Source organism: Pelagibius sp. Alg239-R121 (assembly GCF_947331435.1).
GTDB lineage: Bacteria > Pseudomonadota > Alphaproteobacteria > Kiloniellales > Kiloniellaceae > Denitrobaculum.
Genome location: NZ_CAMZOF010000006.1, coordinates 464935 through 483799 on the forward strand (window position 1 = coordinate 464935; position 18865 = coordinate 483799).

General features: G+C 55.1%; 22 protein-coding genes. 18 read left to right on the top strand and 4 right to left on the bottom strand.

Annotated elements, in window-relative coordinates:
* The first annotated feature begins 127 nt into the window (after positions 1 to 127).
* From QMZ18_RS21215 to QMZ18_RS21225, 3 genes are all read left to right on the top strand, one after another.
* Complete coding sequence (locus tag QMZ18_RS21215) at positions 128 to 364, top strand: hypothetical protein (protein WP_282608344.1); 237 nt, start codon at positions 128 to 130, stop codon at positions 362 to 364.
* Complete coding sequence (locus QMZ18_RS21220; protein WP_282608345.1) at positions 354 to 1745, top strand: class I SAM-dependent methyltransferase; 1392 nt, start codon at positions 354 to 356, stop codon at positions 1743 to 1745. The genes QMZ18_RS21215 and QMZ18_RS21220 overlap by 11 nt, the downstream gene beginning before the upstream one ends.
* An 84-nt stretch (positions 1746 to 1829) precedes the next feature.
* Positions 1830 to 3473 carry a hypothetical protein gene (locus QMZ18_RS21225; RefSeq protein ID WP_282608346.1) on the top strand — a complete coding sequence of 548 codons (1644 nt, stop codon included), beginning with the start codon at positions 1830 to 1832 and terminating at the stop codon, positions 3471 to 3473.
* Positions 3474 to 3475: 2 nt separating this feature from the next.
* Here the strand turns inward: QMZ18_RS21225 and QMZ18_RS21230 are convergent, their stop codons facing one another.
* From QMZ18_RS21230 to QMZ18_RS21245, 4 genes are all read right to left on the bottom strand, one after another.
* Positions 3476 to 3982, bottom strand: coding sequence for an N-acetyltransferase (locus QMZ18_RS21230; protein WP_282608347.1), 507 nt, complete (start codon positions 3980 to 3982; stop codon positions 3476 to 3478).
* A gap of 274 nt (positions 3983 to 4256) precedes the next feature.
* A complete protein-coding gene (locus tag QMZ18_RS21235; RefSeq protein WP_282608348.1) occupies positions 4257 to 4706 on the bottom strand; it encodes a PilZ domain-containing protein in 450 nt (149 codons plus the stop codon).
* Between the two features lie 175 nt (positions 4707 to 4881).
* Positions 4882 to 5430: a hypothetical protein gene (locus tag QMZ18_RS21240; protein WP_282608349.1), complete on the bottom strand. Its 549-nt coding sequence runs from the start codon at positions 5428 to 5430 to the stop codon at positions 4882 to 4884.
* Positions 5431 to 5458: 28 nt separating this feature from the next.
* The gene (locus tag QMZ18_RS21245) at positions 5459 to 6040 is read right to left on the bottom strand and encodes a DUF1499 domain-containing protein (RefSeq protein WP_282608350.1); all 582 of its coding nucleotides are present in this window, start codon (positions 6038 to 6040) and stop codon (positions 5459 to 5461) included.
* 212 nt (positions 6041 to 6252) lie between these two features.
* Here QMZ18_RS21245 and QMZ18_RS21250 point away from each other — a divergent pair, with 212 nt between their 5' ends.
* The 15 genes from QMZ18_RS21250 (at position 6253) to QMZ18_RS21320 (ending at position 18809) form a co-directional block, all read left to right on the top strand.
* Positions 6253 to 7014: a TIGR02281 family clan AA aspartic protease gene (locus QMZ18_RS21250; protein ID WP_282608351.1), complete on the top strand. Its 762-nt coding sequence runs from the start codon at positions 6253 to 6255 to the stop codon at positions 7012 to 7014.
* 10 nt (positions 7015 to 7024) lie between these two features.
* Positions 7025 to 8020 (top strand): biotin synthase BioB, encoded by a 996-nt coding sequence (gene bioB / locus QMZ18_RS21255; RefSeq protein ID WP_282608352.1) that lies wholly within the window; start codon positions 7025 to 7027, stop codon positions 8018 to 8020.
* 98 nt (positions 8021 to 8118) lie between these two features.
* Complete coding sequence (locus QMZ18_RS21260; RefSeq protein ID WP_282608353.1) at positions 8119 to 8418, top strand: ribbon-helix-helix domain-containing protein; 300 nt, start codon at positions 8119 to 8121, stop codon at positions 8416 to 8418.
* Between the two features lie 176 nt (positions 8419 to 8594).
* Complete coding sequence (locus tag QMZ18_RS21265; protein ID WP_282608354.1) at positions 8595 to 8990, top strand: VOC family protein; 396 nt, start codon at positions 8595 to 8597, stop codon at positions 8988 to 8990.
* Positions 8991 to 9098: 108 nt separating this feature from the next.
* The gene (locus tag QMZ18_RS21270) at positions 9099 to 9647 is read left to right on the top strand and encodes a twin-arginine translocation signal domain-containing protein (RefSeq protein ID WP_282608355.1); all 549 of its coding nucleotides are present in this window, start codon (positions 9099 to 9101) and stop codon (positions 9645 to 9647) included.
* Between the two features lie 36 nt (positions 9648 to 9683).
* Complete coding sequence (locus QMZ18_RS21275) at positions 9684 to 11255, top strand: GMC family oxidoreductase (protein WP_282608356.1); 1572 nt, start codon at positions 9684 to 9686, stop codon at positions 11253 to 11255.
* 265 nt (positions 11256 to 11520) lie between these two features.
* Positions 11521 to 12834, top strand: a complete 1314-nt coding sequence (locus QMZ18_RS21280) for an arylsulfotransferase family protein (RefSeq protein WP_282608357.1) — start codon at positions 11521 to 11523, stop codon at positions 12832 to 12834.
* Complete coding sequence (locus tag QMZ18_RS21285) at positions 12822 to 13040, top strand: hypothetical protein (RefSeq protein WP_282608358.1); 219 nt, start codon at positions 12822 to 12824, stop codon at positions 13038 to 13040. The genes QMZ18_RS21280 and QMZ18_RS21285 overlap by 13 nt, the downstream gene beginning before the upstream one ends.
* Positions 13037 to 13414, top strand: a complete 378-nt coding sequence (locus QMZ18_RS21290) for a hypothetical protein (RefSeq protein ID WP_282608359.1) — start codon at positions 13037 to 13039, stop codon at positions 13412 to 13414. Before QMZ18_RS21285 ends, QMZ18_RS21290 begins: the two co-directional genes overlap by 4 nt.
* The gene (locus QMZ18_RS21295; RefSeq protein WP_282608360.1) at positions 13404 to 14450 is read left to right on the top strand and encodes a sulfotransferase; all 1047 of its coding nucleotides are present in this window, start codon (positions 13404 to 13406) and stop codon (positions 14448 to 14450) included. The genes QMZ18_RS21290 and QMZ18_RS21295 overlap by 11 nt, the downstream gene beginning before the upstream one ends.
* A 159-nt stretch (positions 14451 to 14609) precedes the next feature.
* Positions 14610 to 15203: a PepSY domain-containing protein gene (locus QMZ18_RS21300; RefSeq protein ID WP_282608361.1), complete on the top strand. Its 594-nt coding sequence runs from the start codon at positions 14610 to 14612 to the stop codon at positions 15201 to 15203.
* A 61-nt stretch (positions 15204 to 15264) separates the two neighbouring features.
* Entirely contained in the window at positions 15265 to 15939 is a 675-nt protein-coding gene (locus QMZ18_RS21305) for a response regulator transcription factor (RefSeq protein ID WP_282608362.1), read from the top strand.
* Positions 15929 to 17290 carry a HAMP domain-containing sensor histidine kinase gene (locus QMZ18_RS21310; protein ID WP_282608363.1) on the top strand — a complete coding sequence of 454 codons (1362 nt, stop codon included), beginning with the start codon at positions 15929 to 15931 and terminating at the stop codon, positions 17288 to 17290. Before QMZ18_RS21305 ends, QMZ18_RS21310 begins: the two co-directional genes overlap by 11 nt.
* 343 nt (positions 17291 to 17633) lie before the next feature.
* Entirely contained in the window at positions 17634 to 18206 is a 573-nt protein-coding gene (locus QMZ18_RS21315) for a phosphatase PAP2 family protein (protein WP_282608364.1), read from the top strand.
* Between the two features lie 45 nt (positions 18207 to 18251).
* Positions 18252 to 18809, top strand: a complete 558-nt coding sequence (locus QMZ18_RS21320; protein ID WP_282608365.1) for a cytochrome b — start codon at positions 18252 to 18254, stop codon at positions 18807 to 18809.
* The last annotated feature ends 56 nt before the right edge of the window (positions 18810 to 18865 follow it).

An 18865-nucleotide genomic window follows, 5' to 3' on the forward strand; every position in this document is an offset into this window, starting at 1 on the left:
TATCATATTACAATTTTATTACAGGTTCGGACTGGTTTTTTGCTGGTAAACCTGCGCTTAATTGTTTGGTAACAAAGCAAGATTGCTTTCGGGTTTTTTATTTGTTTCAGTGCGAGAGGCGTATTCGATGAAGAAATCATTCTCTGCTTTTTTAATAGCAGCTCCATTTATTTTGATCTCGCAACCTTCCTACGCTTACCTTGATCCTGGTACCGGGGCCTTTTTGCTTCAGGCGTTACTCGGCGGTGTTGCGGGTGTTCTTGTGGTCGGCCGAATTTATTGGGCGAAGATCAAGGGTTTTTTCCGCGGGACGCCAGCGAAATCTCCTGAAGCTGCACAGCCAAGCAGAATAGATGAAGCCTGATCCCGGGTCGTTTCGTGACCCTAGTGGCCGTGTCTATAGCAGGGATGGCCACATCTATCGGACGGTGAGTGCCGCTGCCGCCGAGGAATTCGATGCGGTACGGGCAACCGGTATCATTGAGGAGTTGGAACGCGAAGGGCTTGTCGTCGGGACCGACGAAGCTGATGCGGGGAAGCTTGGGCTGGACATCGAATCCGGTGGCCGCGTGCTGGAACACGAACGGATTCCCTTTGTTTCTTATTATTACGAATGGCCTTTCTCCGCGCTGAAAGCGGCGGCTCTGCTGCATCTTCGCATGCACCTGCGGGCCTTGTCCAAAGGCGTAACACTCAAGGATGCCACTGCGTACAACGTGCAGTTCAAGGGCTCCCAGCCGGTGTTCATCGATCTGCTGTCGTTCACCCCCTACATCGAAGGTCATATTTGGGAGGGGCATCGTCAGTTTTGCGAACAGTTCCTTAATCCTTTGCTCTTGCGCGCTCTGCTTGGTGTCCCCCACAACGCCTGGTGCCGCGGTTCGATGGAGGGCATCGATAGTGGAGAACTGAGTCGACTGCTGCCCCTGCGCCGCAAGTTCAATCCCAAGATCCTCATGCATGTGACGCTTCTGTCGCGGCTGCAGACACTGGGTGCTGGGGATCGCGATGCGACGTTGGAGACCATGTCGATGCCGCCGGTTCTGCCGCGAGAAAAACTCGTGCGCATGCTGGAGAAGCTTGAGAGTTGGATCGAGGGCTTGAGTCCGGCAGATACTGGAAAAACGGTTTGGGCCGACTATGAGAACGACAATATTTACGATTCCGAGGAACGGGCTGCGAAACACGAGTTCATTGCCAAGACCGTGACGGAACAGCGGCCTTCCCTTGTCTGGGATATCGGCTGCAATACCGGCGAATTCAGCGAAACGGCCCTCAAGGCCGGCGCCGAATATGGCATCGGCTTTGATTTTGACCAAAATGCCTTGGATTCAGCCTTCACCAGAAGCAGCAAAAAGGAACTGGCGCTTCTGCCTCTGTTCCTGGATGCAGCAAACCCTTCGCCCAATCAGGGTTGGAACGAACAGGAACGCAGTGGTTACAACGGCCGCATCTGCGCCGACTGCGTGCTTGGTCTGGCGTTGGTGCATCATCTTGCGATCGGAAAAAACATTCCCTTGCGCGCTGTGGTTCACTGGCTGATGGCCACAGCGCCTCTGGGCGTCGTGGAATTCGTCCCTAAAAACGATTCCATGGTCAAACAGATGCTGGCTTTGCGGGAAGACATCTTCCCTGACTATACGGCCGAGAATTTCGAGGCCTATATCAAGGAAAAGGGAGAAATCCTGGGCAAACAGCAGACATCGAAATCCGGACGCTGTCTATACCTCTATAAAAGGCGATGATCGAAGGCATCTCTATAAAAGGCAATGAGCGAAGGCGCCCAAGTTTCTTCTGCTGAACCTGAAGCAAAAACCCAAGAGAGCGGATTGCTTATCCGGTTCTTTTGTTATCTCCTCGCCTTTTCCGCCCCATTTTCGAGCTTTCTGGTCTACCACGACTATCTGGAGTTCCGATCCGAGGTCGCTGGTATCTTTGTGTTGTTCGTGGTTTTTGCCCTCCTGTTGACCGCGGTAAACCTGTTTCAGAATCTAATTTTCAGTTCTGTGATTTACGGCGGGATCGTTGTCGTTTTCTGCGACTTTGCTTTCGCAGAGATGATCAAGCAGGACTCACTTGTCCTGTCGTTGGTGATTTTATTTGCGGTGTTCTTGGTATCGGCATTTGCAGCCAGATTTATCACGAAAGCCTGCTGGCCGGCCCTGCTTGCCTTCCTGTTGGTATTTTTGATTTCCAGTGTTGTTGTTCCGCAACAGCAGCAAGCAGAAGACAGCTCGACCGGTCTGGCAAGTGCAGAGGGTAACCCATCGCTGCCACCTGTCATCCATATCATTCTCGATGAGCATCTTGGGCTGGATGGCTTTCCGCCTGATATGCCTGAAAGCGCGGCGGTCCGGACGGAACTTCTTGGGTTCTTTCATCGCTGGGGTTTTCGGGCCTACACACAAGCTTTCAGTGAGGAATTTGCGACCAAGAATTCTCTGCGCAATCTCTTCGCGGCCCAATCGGGTCCGGAGTCTATGGATAAACTCGGCGAAGATGACATTGCTTCTGTTGCCGGTGACGCTCTGCGGGACATGTCGGCGCAGGGCTACAGGTTTGTTGTCGAAGGCATAGATCACGCCAACCTCTGCAACTTTATCGGTTTCGCGGGAGTCGAGTGCCGAAACTATGAAGCTCTCTCAATCCGTACGCTCAAAGATATGCCGCTTCCCAGCTGGCAGAAGACTCTTGTCATTGCCGGTAACTATTTGAAACAAAGTACTTTGTACAAAATTGCCCTGAATGTGGAGATCCTTGCTTTCAAGCAACTTCAGGCGGCCGGGATCACTATTCCAATCTTCGACGCCGAAGCTTATTCACTCTCCACGCTGTCCAGTTTTCGCCACATCGACAAGATCATCGGTGACGTTCCGCAGATAAAGGACGGCGAATACAGGATCTATCACCTGGTCATTCCGCACTTTCCCTATGCCCTGAAAGCGGATTGCAGCATTCGTGAGGTGAGCAACTGGCAGAGTTACGACAGCTTGTTAACGGCAACATTTAATTCCCTGGAAACCAGGCGAGAGAAGTACCCACTCTACATCGAGCAGTTGCGCTGCCTTTATGCGCGCCTGGATGTCCTGATGCAGAGACTGCGTGAATCCGGGTTGGAAGAACGCGCGGCGATTTTGCTCCATGGCGATCACGGGTCGCGGATTACCGTCAACCTACCGCCGGATACGCCGCGCGCTAGAATAACTGACACTGATCTTGTCGACAGCTATTCGACCCTTTTTGCCGTTCGTGCGCCGGGTTTGAAGGCGGGCGTGGACAGAAGCAGGGTTTCCATCCAGAAGCTCTTTCCCGCCTTTACGGGCAGTGCATTTTCCGCTTTGCCGGCGCCTGAGGTGACCGGGCAGCCGCCGTTGCTTAACTTACGTGGCAAGCCTTCGCATCGTTGGATCGAAATGCCGAACTTCGGCATGGGCTGGTACAAAAACCCCGACCGGGAAATTCCTGAACCTTGAAGTCAATGGCCGTCGGAATGCAGGTCCAGCGTCATCAGGTGGTACTTTCGGCGTGGTACGAAACCGCAGCGTTCGTATAGGGTCTGTGCGGCCCTATTGTCGTTGTCGACCTCCAGGTGCAAAGCGACGACACCGGCCTTGGTCAGGCGCTGCGTGATCGCCTCCAAGGCCCTCCTCCCGAGACCCCTGCCCCGTTCTTGCTCGGCGATATAGAATTCATCGATAAATGCGTCCCGTCCGGCCAATTCAATAGAATAGCCGAAGCAGATGGCGATGTAGCCGATGGCTTGCACATCCCGTTGGATCAGCCAGATCTCTCCCAGAGCCGGTTCCTCGAGCAATTTCGAGATCGCCTGCCGCCGAGAGGCTTCGGACATCATGATGCCCTCGAAGGTATGATAGGCAGAAACGAGAGGAAGCAGTGGGAGCAGATTTTGGGGCAAAGCCTTGTGGAGACTGAAAGGTCCCTCGCCGCCGATGGAAATGTCGCCGTCAACGGGGTCAACCACGAGAGACATCCGTGGCGAACTGTGGGTCTTTTCGGCAGCCAACCTTGCCGCGCGGCTTAAATTCAAGATGCATGAGCGAAATTTGTCCGAGAAACCAGGGTGTTAGAGTCCAATTAGCCGGACGTTATCTCAGGTTTTGCGGTTTGGGAATGACCAATCTGCTGTCCAGTGCCTGCTGAGGCAGCGACAAGCAGTTCAAGGTTGGATGCCCGGGGCTCAGATGCCAGAGCCCAGATAGTAGGTTACAGATGCCAGAGCTCAATTGGGCGAGACGTCAGACAGCTTCGACCTGTATTTCGCTGTGCAGAATCATGCTGATCAAGCGGAGCAGATAGGTGCGCCGGTTTTCGTCGTCCAGCATGCGGATACCGATATCGCTGTCGGTCTGCCAGGCCAAACGACCACGCATGGTGCCGGCGGTCGGATGACAGACGGCCACCTCGCTGTCGTGCGGAAGCTCTTCGGTGAGATGGAGGCGGAAACCTCCTAGAGAAACATCGACCAAAGGCACTCTTTCGAAGGCATCCCGTCCTGCGACCTGCAGAGTGATATGCGCAGGATCTTCCAGCATGAATCGTTGCCAGGCGCGCCTGTCTTCATCCGACAGATAACTTGCCGACTGTTCGTTTTCTGTGCCGTGGTCTGATGATGTCTGTGCAGGCGCAACCTCTTCCGATGATAATTTGGTCGAAGTCAGGTCGATCGCCGTATTGACCCGTGCCATGATTTTCCCCATGAAGCCTTAAAAAGGTCCAGGAGGAGCTTGGCAGAATATGGTTAATCAATGGTTAAGAGGTCGCTATTGACGTGTGCTGCCGGCGCTACGGTGCGGGGCTTCGCAAGTCGGCTGATCGCTGTTCAGGGCACTCGCTGCGCCGCCACTGACAACCGGTAATCCGCTAACTGTTGCTCGCTGCCTGAACTAAAAGCGTATCAAAGGTGGTTTGATCACGCTTCAGGACGAAAGGCAGATGGCCGCTGGAAAGACTGAAACTGTCTTCTCGCCGGATTTCGGCAATGGATTCTGCATAGTTGGACAGCAGGTCACAGGTGAGATTCTTGCCGCGTTTTCCCGTGATGAAATGACGGCTGTTGGGCCCGTAACTCCAACAGATCTCGTACTTTTCCCGCCAACGCCGAACAACCCAGTGACCGCGAACCAGGCGCCTATTGCCCGGGAACCAAAGGTAGCTCTGCCCGTTTTCAGCCAGATACTCGACCTGCGTGCCGGGTCCCGGCCTCTCACTGCAGGAAGTCGAATAGTACTTTCCAACCGGATAGGTGCGGCAGTCCCGGTAGACGTCAATGAAGGTCATGACCGTCTTTCCTGCAAGATGCGTACGCGCCTCTTCGACCGGCATTTTGTATATTTCATAGATCGGTGGGCCGAAAACCTCGCTCTGATAGCCACAGGCGCTGAGGAACAGGCAGACTCCGACGAGAGGCATGAAAATCCTGGGAACGGTCATAGAGATGTTAACCTGACGTAGAAGCTTGCTTGGCAACCGCAATCTCGATGGCTTCGATCCAGGCGGCGATGCGATTTTGATTGGCGCCGAAGTCCTTACGGCCGTAAACCGCGCGGCTGTAGATTACCAAACTCGATTTTCCGTCTCCGGCTTCTAAGATCCTGATCGTGATGAGATCGGGAAATTTCATGTGTCGGGTTGTTGCGACATAGTCCCACTGCATCGCGGGGGGCGGCTGACTGGACTGATCGGCCTTTGGCCTCTCCCTGTCATCCCGTCGCAAGCCTTCGGTCGATTCGACGACCTTGCGCACGATCTTCACCAGCTGTTCCTGTGAAACGTCGTAAACCGAACTGGCCCTGTCCGGCGGACGCTTGGCGCAAAAATTCTCGGGGCACAGAAGGAAACTGTTGGGGGTGGCGCGCGGTTCGAGTGTTGCGAAATCGACCACATCCAGTGGCGGGGCGCCGAACAGGACCGCCCAGGTGTTCTCCCGGCCGATAATTGCCATGACGATAGCCAATGCCAATGCGGCGGCAATAAGGAGTCCGAACAGCCACTTGAAGCCGGTAACGAGAATTTTGATCATTGGTCCTTTTTTCGCCGTCGAACTTACCACTGTGCGTAAGCGTCCTGCTGGGTTACAGCAGGCCAGCGCCGATCGCGCAAGTCAGAAGCCATTGGAGCTAGCCGGAAATTCACCGCCAAAGGGGCGGGAAAAACTTGTAAAGTCCTGACTTATCCTGCTTTTCTCTTGAGCCTTCGTTTTCGACACGGAATCCGGATTTTTTAAGAAGCCTTATGTCCGATCAGTTTCCCCGATCGCCGATCGACCAGGAGCCACCCCGGCGTGGCGTTTCCGGTGTCTTGATCTTTGTCTTGATTCTGGTGATCGGAGCCGTTGCCCTCTATTTCCTCGTACAGCGATTTCCAGGTGCGCTGTCGGGCCAAGACAATCAGATTTCTCTGGTTTATCTGGTCGTTCTGGGGGTTGTCGTGCTTTTGTCCGCATTAAGCATTCGCCGTCTGGATGGAACCGCCCTCGCCCGCTATTTACGCTATGGCGCGCTCTGGGCCGGCATATTTGTCGTGCTGGCCGGCGGCTACAGTTACCGGACCGAGATGCGCAGCCTGGGACAGCGGATCATGGGTGACATGCTGCCAGGCTACGGCGGCGCGACAGGCCCGAACGAATTGACTTACACGCGGGCTGAGGACGGTCACTTCTATGTCGATACCGAGTCCAGCCAGGTGCCAGTCCGCTTCCTCGTGGACACCGGTGCGACTCTGGTCGTGCTTAGCCCCGGGGACGCTCAGCGGCTGGGGTTTGATTTGACGAAAGTTCGCTTTGATCAGTATTTTCAGACCGCGAACGGCACCGTCAGAGGCGCAAGCGCTGTCCTGAACGAGCTTTGGTTCGGCGAACGGGTGCTCAGGAATGTCCCCGTGTCGATCAACGAGGCGCCGATGTCCGACTCCCTACTCGGCATGTCCTTTCTTCAACAACTCGACAGCTTTGAGGTTCGCGGCGACCACCTGATCCTCCGCTGGTCGGCCAATTAAGAGGTTATCCATGCAGGTTGCGTTGAGCGCGAAACCGCTAGAGCAGCATGACGATGTGAGCGCGCCGCGCCACGACTGGACCCGCGAGGAGGCTCAGAGGCTTTATGATCTCCCCTTCAACGATCTGCTGTTTGAGGCGCAAACCGTTCACCGCCGGTATTTCGATCCCAACAAGGTCCAGAAGAGCCGGCTGCTGAGCATAAAAACGGGTGGTTGTCCGGAAGATTGCGGCTATTGCAGTCAATCGGCAAGTTATCCCTCCGGCCTGAAGGCTTCCAAGCTGATGGAAGTTGAGCGGGTGCTGAACGAAGCAAAAAAGGCGCGTGATGCCGGTGCCAGCCGCTATTGCATGGGCGCGGCCTGGCGCAGTCCAAAAGCGCGTGACATGGAGAGTGTGGTTGCCATGATCCAGGGCGTGAAAGCGCTGGGGATGGAGACCTGCATGACTCTGGGCATGTTGAGCGGCGACGATGCCGTGCGCTTGAAGGAGGCCGGACTTGATTACTATAACCACAACATCGACACGTCCGAGCGCTATTATCAGGAAATTATCACCACCCGGAGCTTCGAAGAACGGCTCGAGACTCTGACCAACGTTCGCGAAGCCGGCATGAAGGTCTGTTGCGGCGGTATTCTCGGTATGGGCGAAGACTCCATGGACCGGACCGACATGCTGGTAACGCTGGCCAACTTGCCGCAGCACCCTGAAAGTGTGCCGATCAATATGCTGATCCCGATTGAGGGCACGCCGCTGGCCAAATCCGAACCTATTGATCCGATTGAATTCGTCCGAAGTATCGCTGTCGCGCGTATTATGATGCCGAAGTCCATGGTCCGGCTGTCGGCCGGCCGGACCGAGATGTCCGATGAAACCCAGGCTTTGTGTTTTTTCGCCGGTGCCAACTCGATATTCGTAGGCGATACATTACTGACTGCCGGAAACCCGGAAGAAGACAAGGACGCGGTCTTGTTCGGCCGCTTGGGTCTCAAGCCGATGGAGCTGTAAGTGCGGGACACCCCTACGGGTTGCAAACGGTTAAAAAGTGCGCCACGCCAGTCAAAGGCGGGCTATAATCCCACACAAAACAGAGGTGGGAGAACGAAATGTGTCACATATTTGCGGGACAGGATCCTGAGAGTTACGCCTATCAGACCCGCTCAATGCGGCTGAACGGCCAAAGTACCAGCATTCGTCTGGAAGAGACTTTCTGGAACCTGCTCGAGGAGATTGCCGCGTCCCAGGACATGACGGTGCCGAAGTTCGTCTCGACGCTCCACGACGAAGTCTTGGAGATTCACGGTGAAGTCAGCAACTTTACCTCTTTGCTCCGTTGTGCCTGCACGGTCTACCTCGACAAGGTGAAAGCCGCGAGTCCCGCCATAACCGAGAGCGAAGCCGCGTAGTATCAGGATAACACCTCCTCTGCATCCGGGCCGGTTACACTCTCTGTAACACAACGGCGCGGATCTCACTGTCGGCGGTCAAAGACCGCTCGACAGGACCAGCGGCAAAGCCGCCTCTGTCACGCGCCCCAAGTGAGCCCAGGTGAAAAACACCGGGCGATACAGGGAAAGGCGCAATGGCAAAAGCTATCCACAGTATGATTCGTGTCCTTGAAGAGGCACGATCGGTCGATTTTTACCAACGAGCCTTTGGTTTGGAGGTTGCCGACCGATACGAATTTGACGGATTTACACTGGTTTACCTGCGTAACGGCGACGCGGATTTCGAGCTGGAACTGACTGTGAATCACAGTCAGACCATGCCCTATGAACATGGCGACGGTTATGGCCATATTGCTTTTGCCGTCGACGATCTGGAAGCCGAACACAGCCGCTTTCACTCTTCGGGCCTCGCACCGAGAGATATCGTCGAATTCGAACGCGACGGCGCGTTGATGGCTAAGTTCTTTTTCGTGCAGGATCCGGACGGCTACAAGATCGAAGTGCTGCAGCAGCACGGCCGCTATCGCTGAGCACGCGGGCATTCCTGTGGAACGACTGGGCCATGTACCTGGTAGATGCCGATCAAAAAACAAGCAAGACAAACAGAAGCAAAAATTTTCCGAGGGAGGAAAAAAACAATGAGAACAGTGGATAAGCGACAAAAGCTATCACGCCGCGGCTTCCTTGCCGCGTCCGGTGGCGCCGCTGTCGGGGTTGCTCTGGTCACCTCAGCAGGCGTCGTTTCGTCGCCTAGCGGTGCCTGGGCAATGGAGGTTAAGGCTTTGAAGCCCGAAACCATGGCGACCCTGATTCAATTCGCCCGCGACATCTATCCGCATGACCAAATCGCCGACCGCTATTACGCCAAGGCGGTTAAGGGGCACGACGAGACCGCAATGAAGGACGCCAAACATAAGGCGATGATCGAGGAAGGGATTGCCGATCTCGATCGCCGGGCCGAAGCCGCCGGTTCCACGCAAGGTTACCGCGGTATGGGTTGGGAAGCAGAGCGCGCGGCACTTCTGCGTGAAATATCATCCACCGCTTTTTTCCAGGCTATCCGCGGCGGTTTGGTGGTCAGTCTCTACAATCAAAAAGAGATCTGGCCGCTGTTCGGCTTCGAAGGCGCCTCCGCTGATAAAGGCGGATACATCGAGCGCGGCTTCGACGATATCGACTGGGTTTAAGGCGCAATGCGCTGATAAAGAGGTGGGAGAAGAATTATGACTGCGCCTTATGAAATGAATGATGGCTCTGTGGTGGTCGTCATCGGTTCGGGTGCCGGCGGCGGCACGCTTGGCAATGAATTGGCCCAAAAGGGCATTGATATCGTGGTGCTCGAAGCGGGCGGGCGGCACGAGTATGATGACTTTACCAACGACGAGTGGGCAAGCTTCGGTCAGCTGGCCTGGCTCGATAACCGCACGACCTCAGGGTCCTGGCTCGTGGCGCGGGATTTCCCGAACCTGCCGGCCTGGATCGTCAAGGCGGTCGGCGGTTCCACGACCCACTGGGCCGGAGCATCTCTGCGTTTTCAGGAGCACGAGTACAAGGTTCGCACGACCTACGGTGAAATCGAAGGGGCCAACCTGCTCGACTGGCCGATTACCCTAAAGGACATGGAGCCTTACTACGACAAGGCTGAGAACAAGATGGGAGTCACCCGGACCAATGGGATCCCTGGCCTGCCGGGCAACAACAACTTCAAGATCATGAAAGCGGGCGCAGACAAGCTCGGCTACAAGGAATGCCATACGGGGCGCATGGCCATTAATTCGCAGGACCGCGATGGGCGTACCTTCTGTCAGCAATCCGGCTTTTGTTTCCAGGGCTGCAAGTTCGGCGCGAAATGGTCCACGCTCTACACGGAGATCCCCAAGGGTGAGGCGACCGGAAAGCTGGAGGTCCGGGCAAATGCTCAAGTGCTACAGATCGAGCATGACGACAGCGGTAAGGTCACCGGCGTGGTCTACGCGGACAAAGATGGTAACCAGCAGCGTCAGAAGGCCCGCGCCGTCTGTGTGGCAGGTAATTCGATCGAAAGCCCTCGCTTGCTGCTGAATTCCGCCTCGTCCAAGTATCCGGACGGTTTGGCCAATTCGTCGGGTCAGGTCGGCAAGAACTACATGCGGCATATGACCGGCTCGGTTTACGCCGTGTTCGACAGACCGGTGAATATGTACCGCGGCACGACCATGGCCGGTATCATTCAGGATGAATCCCGTTTTGATCCTTCACGCGGATTTGTCGGTGGTTACGAGCTAGAAACCCTCTCGCTCGGCCTGCCCTTCATGGCGGCCTTTCTGCAACCGGGTGCCTGGGGGCGTGAGTTTACCACGGCACTGGATGCTTATGACCATATGGCCGGCATGTGGATCGTAGGCGAAGACATGCCGCAGGAAAGCAACGCGGTTACACTGCACGGCGAGTTGAAGGATCAGCACGGCCTGCCGGTTCCCGATGTGCATTTCGATGATCATCCAAATGATATCGCCATGCGCAATCATGCCTATCGTCAAGGCGCCGCAGTCTACGACGCGGTGGGCGCCACCCGGACTTTCCCAACACCCCCCTACCCGTCGACCCATAATCTGGGCACCAACCGGATGAGTGCCAAGGCGTCGGATGGAGTTGTGAACAGTCATGGTCAAACCCATGATATCAAAAATCTTTTCGTTTCCGACGGAAGTCAGTTCACGACCGGTGCAGCCGAAAATCCGACTCTGACCATCGTAGCGCTGGCCATTCGCCAGGCCGACTACATCGCCGATCAAATGTCCAAAGGCGCTTTATAAACCCTGCAGCTTCCTAAGGCTGATTTTCTTGGCCGGTCCTTTACAGGGCCGGCCATTTTTTTGACCCGGTATGAGGAGTTTGTGCCGCAACCTTAAGCAGAATCCCTAAAGTTTTGGACACAAATCGGTCACTGGAATTGACGAGATCTGGCTTGAAAAAAAACAAACTTGGTATCATCATCCGGCATTAGATTGGCAGTGGGGAACCAGTTGATTTTAAGTTAATAACTCTCGGCGCACATAAACTGCTTCACGGATCGAAGTAATGAATTTTGCGCAGCGCGCCGGGTTTTTTTATTTATTTGCCTTGATTTTCGTCGGCTGGGGCGTGGCAATTGGTAAGTACGAAGTTTTTCCTTATACCGTACTTAAAGGTATTCAAGATTTTTTGGTCGGAGACCCGGCTGAAGAAGCTGATTTATTTAGCAAGTTAAAAAACGACTTGGATATCGCACCGGAACGGCAGCTGCATAAAATCGTTCCTAACCCGAATCGTGAATTCACCGAGTTACGCGTCGACGGCTTGAAAGCGCGGCGCGACTCTCCACGCATTTTTCTCGGTGATGCTCAGGCTCCCGGTTACCGGATCCTTTTCGGCGCCTTTGACTTCGATCAGCATTTTTGGGGCGCTTTGCTGCTGGACGACCAGGGCAAGCTTGTTCATCGTTGGCTGCTTTCCACTGAAGAGCTGCCGACCAACGAGGCTCAGGATCTCCTGAAGAATCTGTACGGGGTCGCCGTTCTGCCTGACGGGTCGGTCATTTTCTCTATGCAGGAAAAGGCTGGTGGAATTGCGAAGGTCGATGTTTGCGGTAATCACCTTTGGGCTCTGGAAGGCAAGTACCACCATACGGTTTCCTTGACGGACGAAAATAGCTTTTGGACCTTTGGCGGGTCACAGAAAGCCTTCGATCATCACCTGCACCTGGTCGATGTGGAAGACGGAAAGATCCTGAAAACGATCGATATGAAGGAGGTTCGTCTCAAGAACCCAAACATTCATATCTTCGACCTGCAGGTCGAAAAAGGTGTTCCGGACGCCGTTCACGGTAATGATATCGAAGCCCTGACCGCTGCGATGCTGCCCGCCTTTCCGGGGTTTGAAAAAGGCGATCTGCTTCTGAGCTTCCGAACCACCAATCTGGTCTTCGTGCTGGATCCGGACAGCCTGAAAATTAAATGGTGGCGGGTCGGTCCTTGGGATCGGCAGCACGATCCTGATTGGAACCCGGACGGCACGATTTCCGTGTTCAGCAACAACGAACGCGGCGTCGGTAAATATTCCAACATCATCTCGATCAACCCGCAGACCTATGAATTTCAGACCCTGGTCGACGGCTCGAACTATGACTTCCGTTCGAGTTTCAATGGAATGCATCAGATCACCGATCGTGGGTCTGTACTGATCAGCAGCGGACTGCAGGGCCGTCTGTTCGAAGTCGACCGCAACGGCGAGGTCATTTTCGACTTCGTCAACAGCTACTCCTGGGAACATCAGCGGGCCTTGCGTGTTTCCGAAGCCCGTTATCTGGAACGTGATTTTTTCAGCTTTGAAGGATTTCCGACATGCGAAAACTGATTGCTATTCTATCCTTCGGTCTCGCCCTGTTGGCAGCGGGAAGTGCACAAGCCTACGTCGGCCCCGGCCTTGGATTGGGGGCAGTCGGCGCTATCTTGGGGGTTGTTCTGTCCATTGTTTTGGCGTTGTTCGCGATCTTTTGGTACCCGCTGAAGCGCCTGTTCAAGAAGAAGCCTCAGCCTAGGAAGACCGAGAAAGAAGCGTGACCTACTTTTTGGTCGTTATCGCCAGCGTAATCGCAGTTGAGCTCTTTGTCCGGCTGCCGGTCGTCGATCAGGTTTACCAGCTGTTTGGGACGACGCAGAAGGCAGGCCATATCATTGCCGCCAAGGCCGTTTCCGACCATTGGAAAGAACGAGTCATGCTCCGCTACGCCCAGGAAATCCTGCTCAGTTCGATAAAGCTGGTGATGTTCATGGCCGGCGTCCTGTTCCTCGCAGTTCTTCCCGCGGTCCTGGTCCAGCAGTTGATCGATCCCAATTTGTCGATCGAAGCGCTGTTTTCAAGCTGGAGCGCCGTCGTGGTCTCATTGATCGCGGCAACCATCTATTATGTCATGAGGCATCGCGTTGTCGGATAGCGCCTACGGGACGACATCCAAGGTCTTGCATAGATTGGCGCTGGCCTCGCCGATGGTGGTTCAGGTCTCCCACGACATCGAATCCATGATGAACCGGGGTGCGGTGGCGCCCCGGAGCGAGCGGCATGTGTTCGTTGCCGGTCTTGCGCGCGCCGGCACGACCATCGTTATGCGCAGCCTCTATCAATCGGGCTTGTTCCGGTCTCTCACCTACCGGGACATGCCCTTTGTTTTGATGCCCAGGACCTGGTCGGGCATTTCCTCGTTGTTCCGGCGCCACAAGGAACAGGAAGAACGCGCTCACGGCGATCGGGTTATGGTGAATTTCGACAGCCCGGAGGCCTTCGAGGAAGTCTTCTGGCGCAGCTTTTGCGGCGCGGACTATATTTTCGAAGATGCCTTGAGGCCTCATAGGCCGGATGAGGAGATTGTCAGCCAATTTCGCCGTTTCGTCGAAAATATCCTGGCGAGCGGAGAGTCCGACTGTCAACTGCGCTACCTCTCGAAGAACAACAACAACCTTCTCCGGCTGCCTGCCATTGCCGAGGCCTTTCCCGAAGCAGCGATCTTTGTGCCCTATCGCGATCCGATCCAGCATGCGCTTTCTCTCAGTCGACAGCATGAACTGTTCCGGCAAACCCATGCACAAGACGCTTTCGCGCTGGATTACATGAACTGGCTCGGGCATCACGAATTTGGCGGCAATCACCGGCCTTTCCGCTTTGGAGAGAGTGGTCTTGAACTTGCGACCTTCTCACCGGACGGTCTGGATTACTGGCTTTGCTGCTGGGCCGACGCTTATGCCTACACTCTGAAAAACCTGCCCGAAACGGCCCGCCTCATCTCCTACGAAGGCCTCTGTGCGCAGGACGGCATCGAACGGGCACGTTTGCATGATCATGCCGGGCTCTCGGCGGAGCGTGGCGCGAAGAAATTTGAGTTCACAAAAGCCAGACCTCATGCCGCACCTGACGTCACCGCCAAGGTCAAAGCCCGGGTCTACGAGCTATATGCGGCTCTGCAGGACGTCCATTAGCGATCGTCCGGGCCCGGTCGGACTCAAAGAGCGCGTCGTATCCGAACCGTTACTCTCCTCCATCCAACATTAAGAATAATTCACGATGCCGAAAGCTTCGTGACAATGGCGGTTTGTTAGCGTCCAGATACATTAAGGCAAAAGACAGAGAGCAGTTTTATGAAACAGTTAAAGGTTCGCCCCCTTGCACTTGCGTTTGTCGCTATGACAATGACGAGCGGGGCGATGGCTGGTGAGTGGGAGCAAGACGACGCCCTGGCGTTGATTGAGCTTATCGATACTCTGAATCAGGAAGCATTGAGCCTTCCTCAGGCCGTCGAATTTGCGCTGAAACAACAGCCTGGTCTGGTCCAGGAAGCACGAGTGGAGTGGAACGACGAGCGCATTCACTTTGAAATCGAGATTACGAGTGGGCGCGACGTTTACCAGCTGGAGATCGATCCCAGTGAGAGCAAGGTCCTGAATAAGGGATTGAATCTAGGTGAGACGGTCGTCAATCATATGGCGTCGAGCGGAGACTTCATTTTCGGCGGGAATGCTTTGTCGGCAGAACGGCAAGGTGAAATCACGGCGATGCTGAAAACCGGGTTAACTCAGATTGAGGGCAAGCCGATCGCCCTGTCGTTGGAGGAAGAACGCGGAAGGATATTTTACGAGGTTCTAACCCTGGCCAAGGGGCGTCTCTCGACGGCAGTGATCAGCGGCCAAACCGGAAAAATTATCTTCTACCGCCATTATTCGAATGACGACTAGATCACAAAATGCCTTTGAGGAACCAAGAGTCGTCTTTCAGCAAGTCGGACCTGTCGGACCCATGCGTGTACTCGTAATCGAAGATGACCGGCAGGTCGCGGATTTTGTGGTCAAGGGGCTGAAGGAAAACGGTTTTGCTGTGGATTCAGCCCATGATGGCCGCGAGGGGATTTTCCTGGCCGCCAGCGAGCCCTATGACGTGATCGTGCTGGATCGTATGTTGCCACAGGTTGATGGACTTTCGCTGCTTAAAACCCTGCGGGCGACGGGCGTCGAGGTGCCGGTGCTCATTCTAAGTGCCATGGGAGAGGTCAATCAGCGCATCGAAGGGCTCCGTGCCGGCGGAGACGATTACATGGCGAAGCCCTTCTCGATTACCGAACTCGTGACCCGGGTTCAGGTTCTGCTCAAACGTAAGGTAAGCCATGGCAGCGAAACACTTCTCCAGGTCGGCAGCCTTTCCGTCGATCTCCTGACCCGCAGAGCCAGCAGACTGGGCAAGGAAATCGACCTCAAGCCCCGCGAGTTCCAGTTACTCGAATTCCTGATGCGGCACGCCGGTCAGATCGTGACCCGGACCATGATTCTGGAACATGTTTGGGACTACAATTTCGATCCGCAGACCAATGTGATCGACGTTCACATCAGCCGCTTGCGCAATAAAATCGACAAAGGCTTTTCGCCAAGTCTGCTGCACACGGTACGGGGAGCCGGCTATTCAATTCGTGAAGACTAGAGGCGCGTACAAACGCTCCATTGCTTTCAGATACACAGCTACCTTTGCCGGCGTCTTTGCCGTTCTGGCGGTTCTCTTCGCCGGGACGGTATTCTGGCTTTCCCAGTCCTTCCTCAGACAACAGATCGACAACACCATTGAGGCCGACGCAAGCGGCCTCATTGAATATTACGAAAGTGGCGGTCTGGAGCTTTTAACCGATTTGCTCAAGACCCGCCTGAAGCGGCTTTCAAAGGACGATGCGGTCTATCTTTTGACCGACCGCGAGTTCCACCCCGTGATGGGAAACATCTCGGAATGGCCGAAAGGCCTGCCCAAGGATGATCAATGGGCCGACGTGGACCGGGGACAGAATTATCCCGGCGACAGCGATTTACGTTTGCTCCATCGTGTTCTGCCGGACGGGCATCATCTGTTGGTTGGCCGCGATACCTATCAGGCCGAGGAACTCGAACAACGTACGGTTATCACCCTCCTCATCATCCTCGTCCTGACCATGACCACAGGCGGCGTCGCCGGCCTGTTTCTGCATTTTAATCTGAGGAACCGGCTGCGCCTGGTGGCTGAGACCTGTGGGGAAATAGCCGAGGGGAACTTTTCGCACCGCATCCCGGTTACGGCCGTGCGCGACGAAATTGATGCCATGTCACAGACCTTGAACATGATGCTGGACCGGGTCGAACAGCTCATGCAGGGGATCAGGCAGGTCACGAACGGTATCGCCCACGACCTGAAAACACCTTTGACTCGATTGCGTGGACAGCTGGAAATGCTGGCCCTGGAGGAGCCGGAAGAGGCGAAGCGGGAGAAAATGGGCCTGGCACTCTCGGAAGTCGATCGTCTGCTGTCGACCTTTAGTGCGTTGCTCAGGATTTCGCGCGTCGAATCCGGCGACAGCCTGAGCGAGTTCGTTCCGATCGACTTGAGCGCCATGCTGCGGGACGCCGTAGAGTTTTACGAACCCATCGCCGAGGAACGCGGACAGGGGCTCGTTTTGCAAACCGAGCGCGATATCCATCTGACCGGTGATCGGGATCTTCTGTTCCAGTCGGTCGCGAACCTCATCGATAACGCGATCAAATATGGTGGCGGCGGCACCGCAGTTACAGTCAGCTTATCCCGACACGGAACTAACGCCGAGATCACTGTTTCAGATCACGGCGATGGTATACCCGAAGCGGAATTGGACCGGGTCTTCGAGCGTTTCTATCGGGTCGAGAATAGCAGAACCCGCCCCGGAAACGGGCTGGGATTGTCATTGGTTGCGGCTGCCGTGAAGCTGCACAAGGGAACGATACGGCTCGAGAACGGCAATGGACTAAGCGTGATCGTCCTGCTTCCCTTGTCCTGATCTCTATCTACAGTATGGCTTCTTACGACTGATACTGTACCTGGCGTGCGGGCAATGCTCCGTGGTCATGACCTCCTTGCGTGAACGAAATTTAATGTTCGGGTAACGACGGCGATAACCCCCTCATTCTACTCTCCTTCCAGAGCTTGATCGTTGTTCACAGCCTTGTTGAAAAGCGATCGAACGCCAAAGAATTTTTGCGCGACTGCAAAACTAACGCCCTGAATTTGGTTCGTGTTTGAGCGTAATCGTAGTCCGAATGTTCAACGGATATTGCGGTGATCTTTTTGCAACTCATCACGTTACGACCGGGCATATGTCATTTTGAATAAGGAATATCGCGATGCTGAGCGAACTGAATCACTCATTCTTCCTCTTCCTCAATGCGGACAGCTCGACCCCTTGGTTACTGGTACAGTTCGCGAGCATCTTCGCCGAAGCGCCGCAGTTCATTCTGGCGATGATGCTGGTTTATTCCTGGCTGCGCGACCCGCATGGCGGTTGGCCGATCGTCGTCAGGGTCGCGTCCACCATGACACTCGCGCTTATTTTCAGCAAAGCCATCGGCATGGCCTATCCTGTTGATCGTCCCTTTGTAATCGGCCTGGGTAATCAATGGCTGGAGCACAGCCCAGACCCATCGTTCCCCAGCGATCATGCAACGCTTCTTTTTGCCATCTCCTGCGCCTGTCTGGGACGTCCAGGCTGGCCAACCGTCGGTTGGACAGCGCTGATTCTCGGCGTGGTGAATGGCTGGGCGCGTGTCACCGTCGGCCTCCACTACCCCTTGGATATCCTTGCTGCGCTGGGTGTCGGACTCGCCAGTGCGGTCATCGTCAGCCAGGGCGCAAAACTGCTTTCGGTCCGCAATATTCGGCTGCTGCAGCGTAATATCAACTCAAAAACAATGAGATAACACGCGATGTCAATTGGCGTTGGGACGTGTCGTGGCGGAGTCAGCATGAAAGACAATCTTGAGAAGACTTGGGTAACGATGCTTTGTCTGCATTGCGGTCTCGCAGCAGTCATCGTCGTAGTCACATCGTTTGGGCTTTACCTGGAACCCTTGGACAACGGTCTAAATGCGGACCATCTCCTGGACCTTCACAAGATGGCAGGTTTTGTCGTCGTTGCGCTGGCCGCGCCATGCTTCGTGTGGCGATCACTGGCTGGCGCCCCTCCTCGGACAAGGCACTCAGCTGGCCGGCGATACAAAGCGGTTTGTGTGGCTCACGGCCTCTTGCTGTCGAGTATCCTGTTGCTTCCCGTCTCCGGCGTTTTGGCGATCGTATGGAGTGGCCGGGATGTGTCGTGGCTGGGTTTACACCTAATCTCGGCAGGGCCGAAAAGTGAAACGCTCCGTGCACTATGCCTGACCCTGCACGAACTATCGGCGTTTCTCATGGCCGCGGTGCTGCTCGGACATTTGATCCTTGCCTTGAGAGGGCTCGTGATCGAACGAGATGGAGCGGTTTACCGCCTGTTTTCCAGACGCCTTATTGTGAAGCGGGCAGAATAGAAGACAGCCTGCTTGTCTTGACCAGGATCATTGCTCGCTGGTCCCGAAGGCGCGTG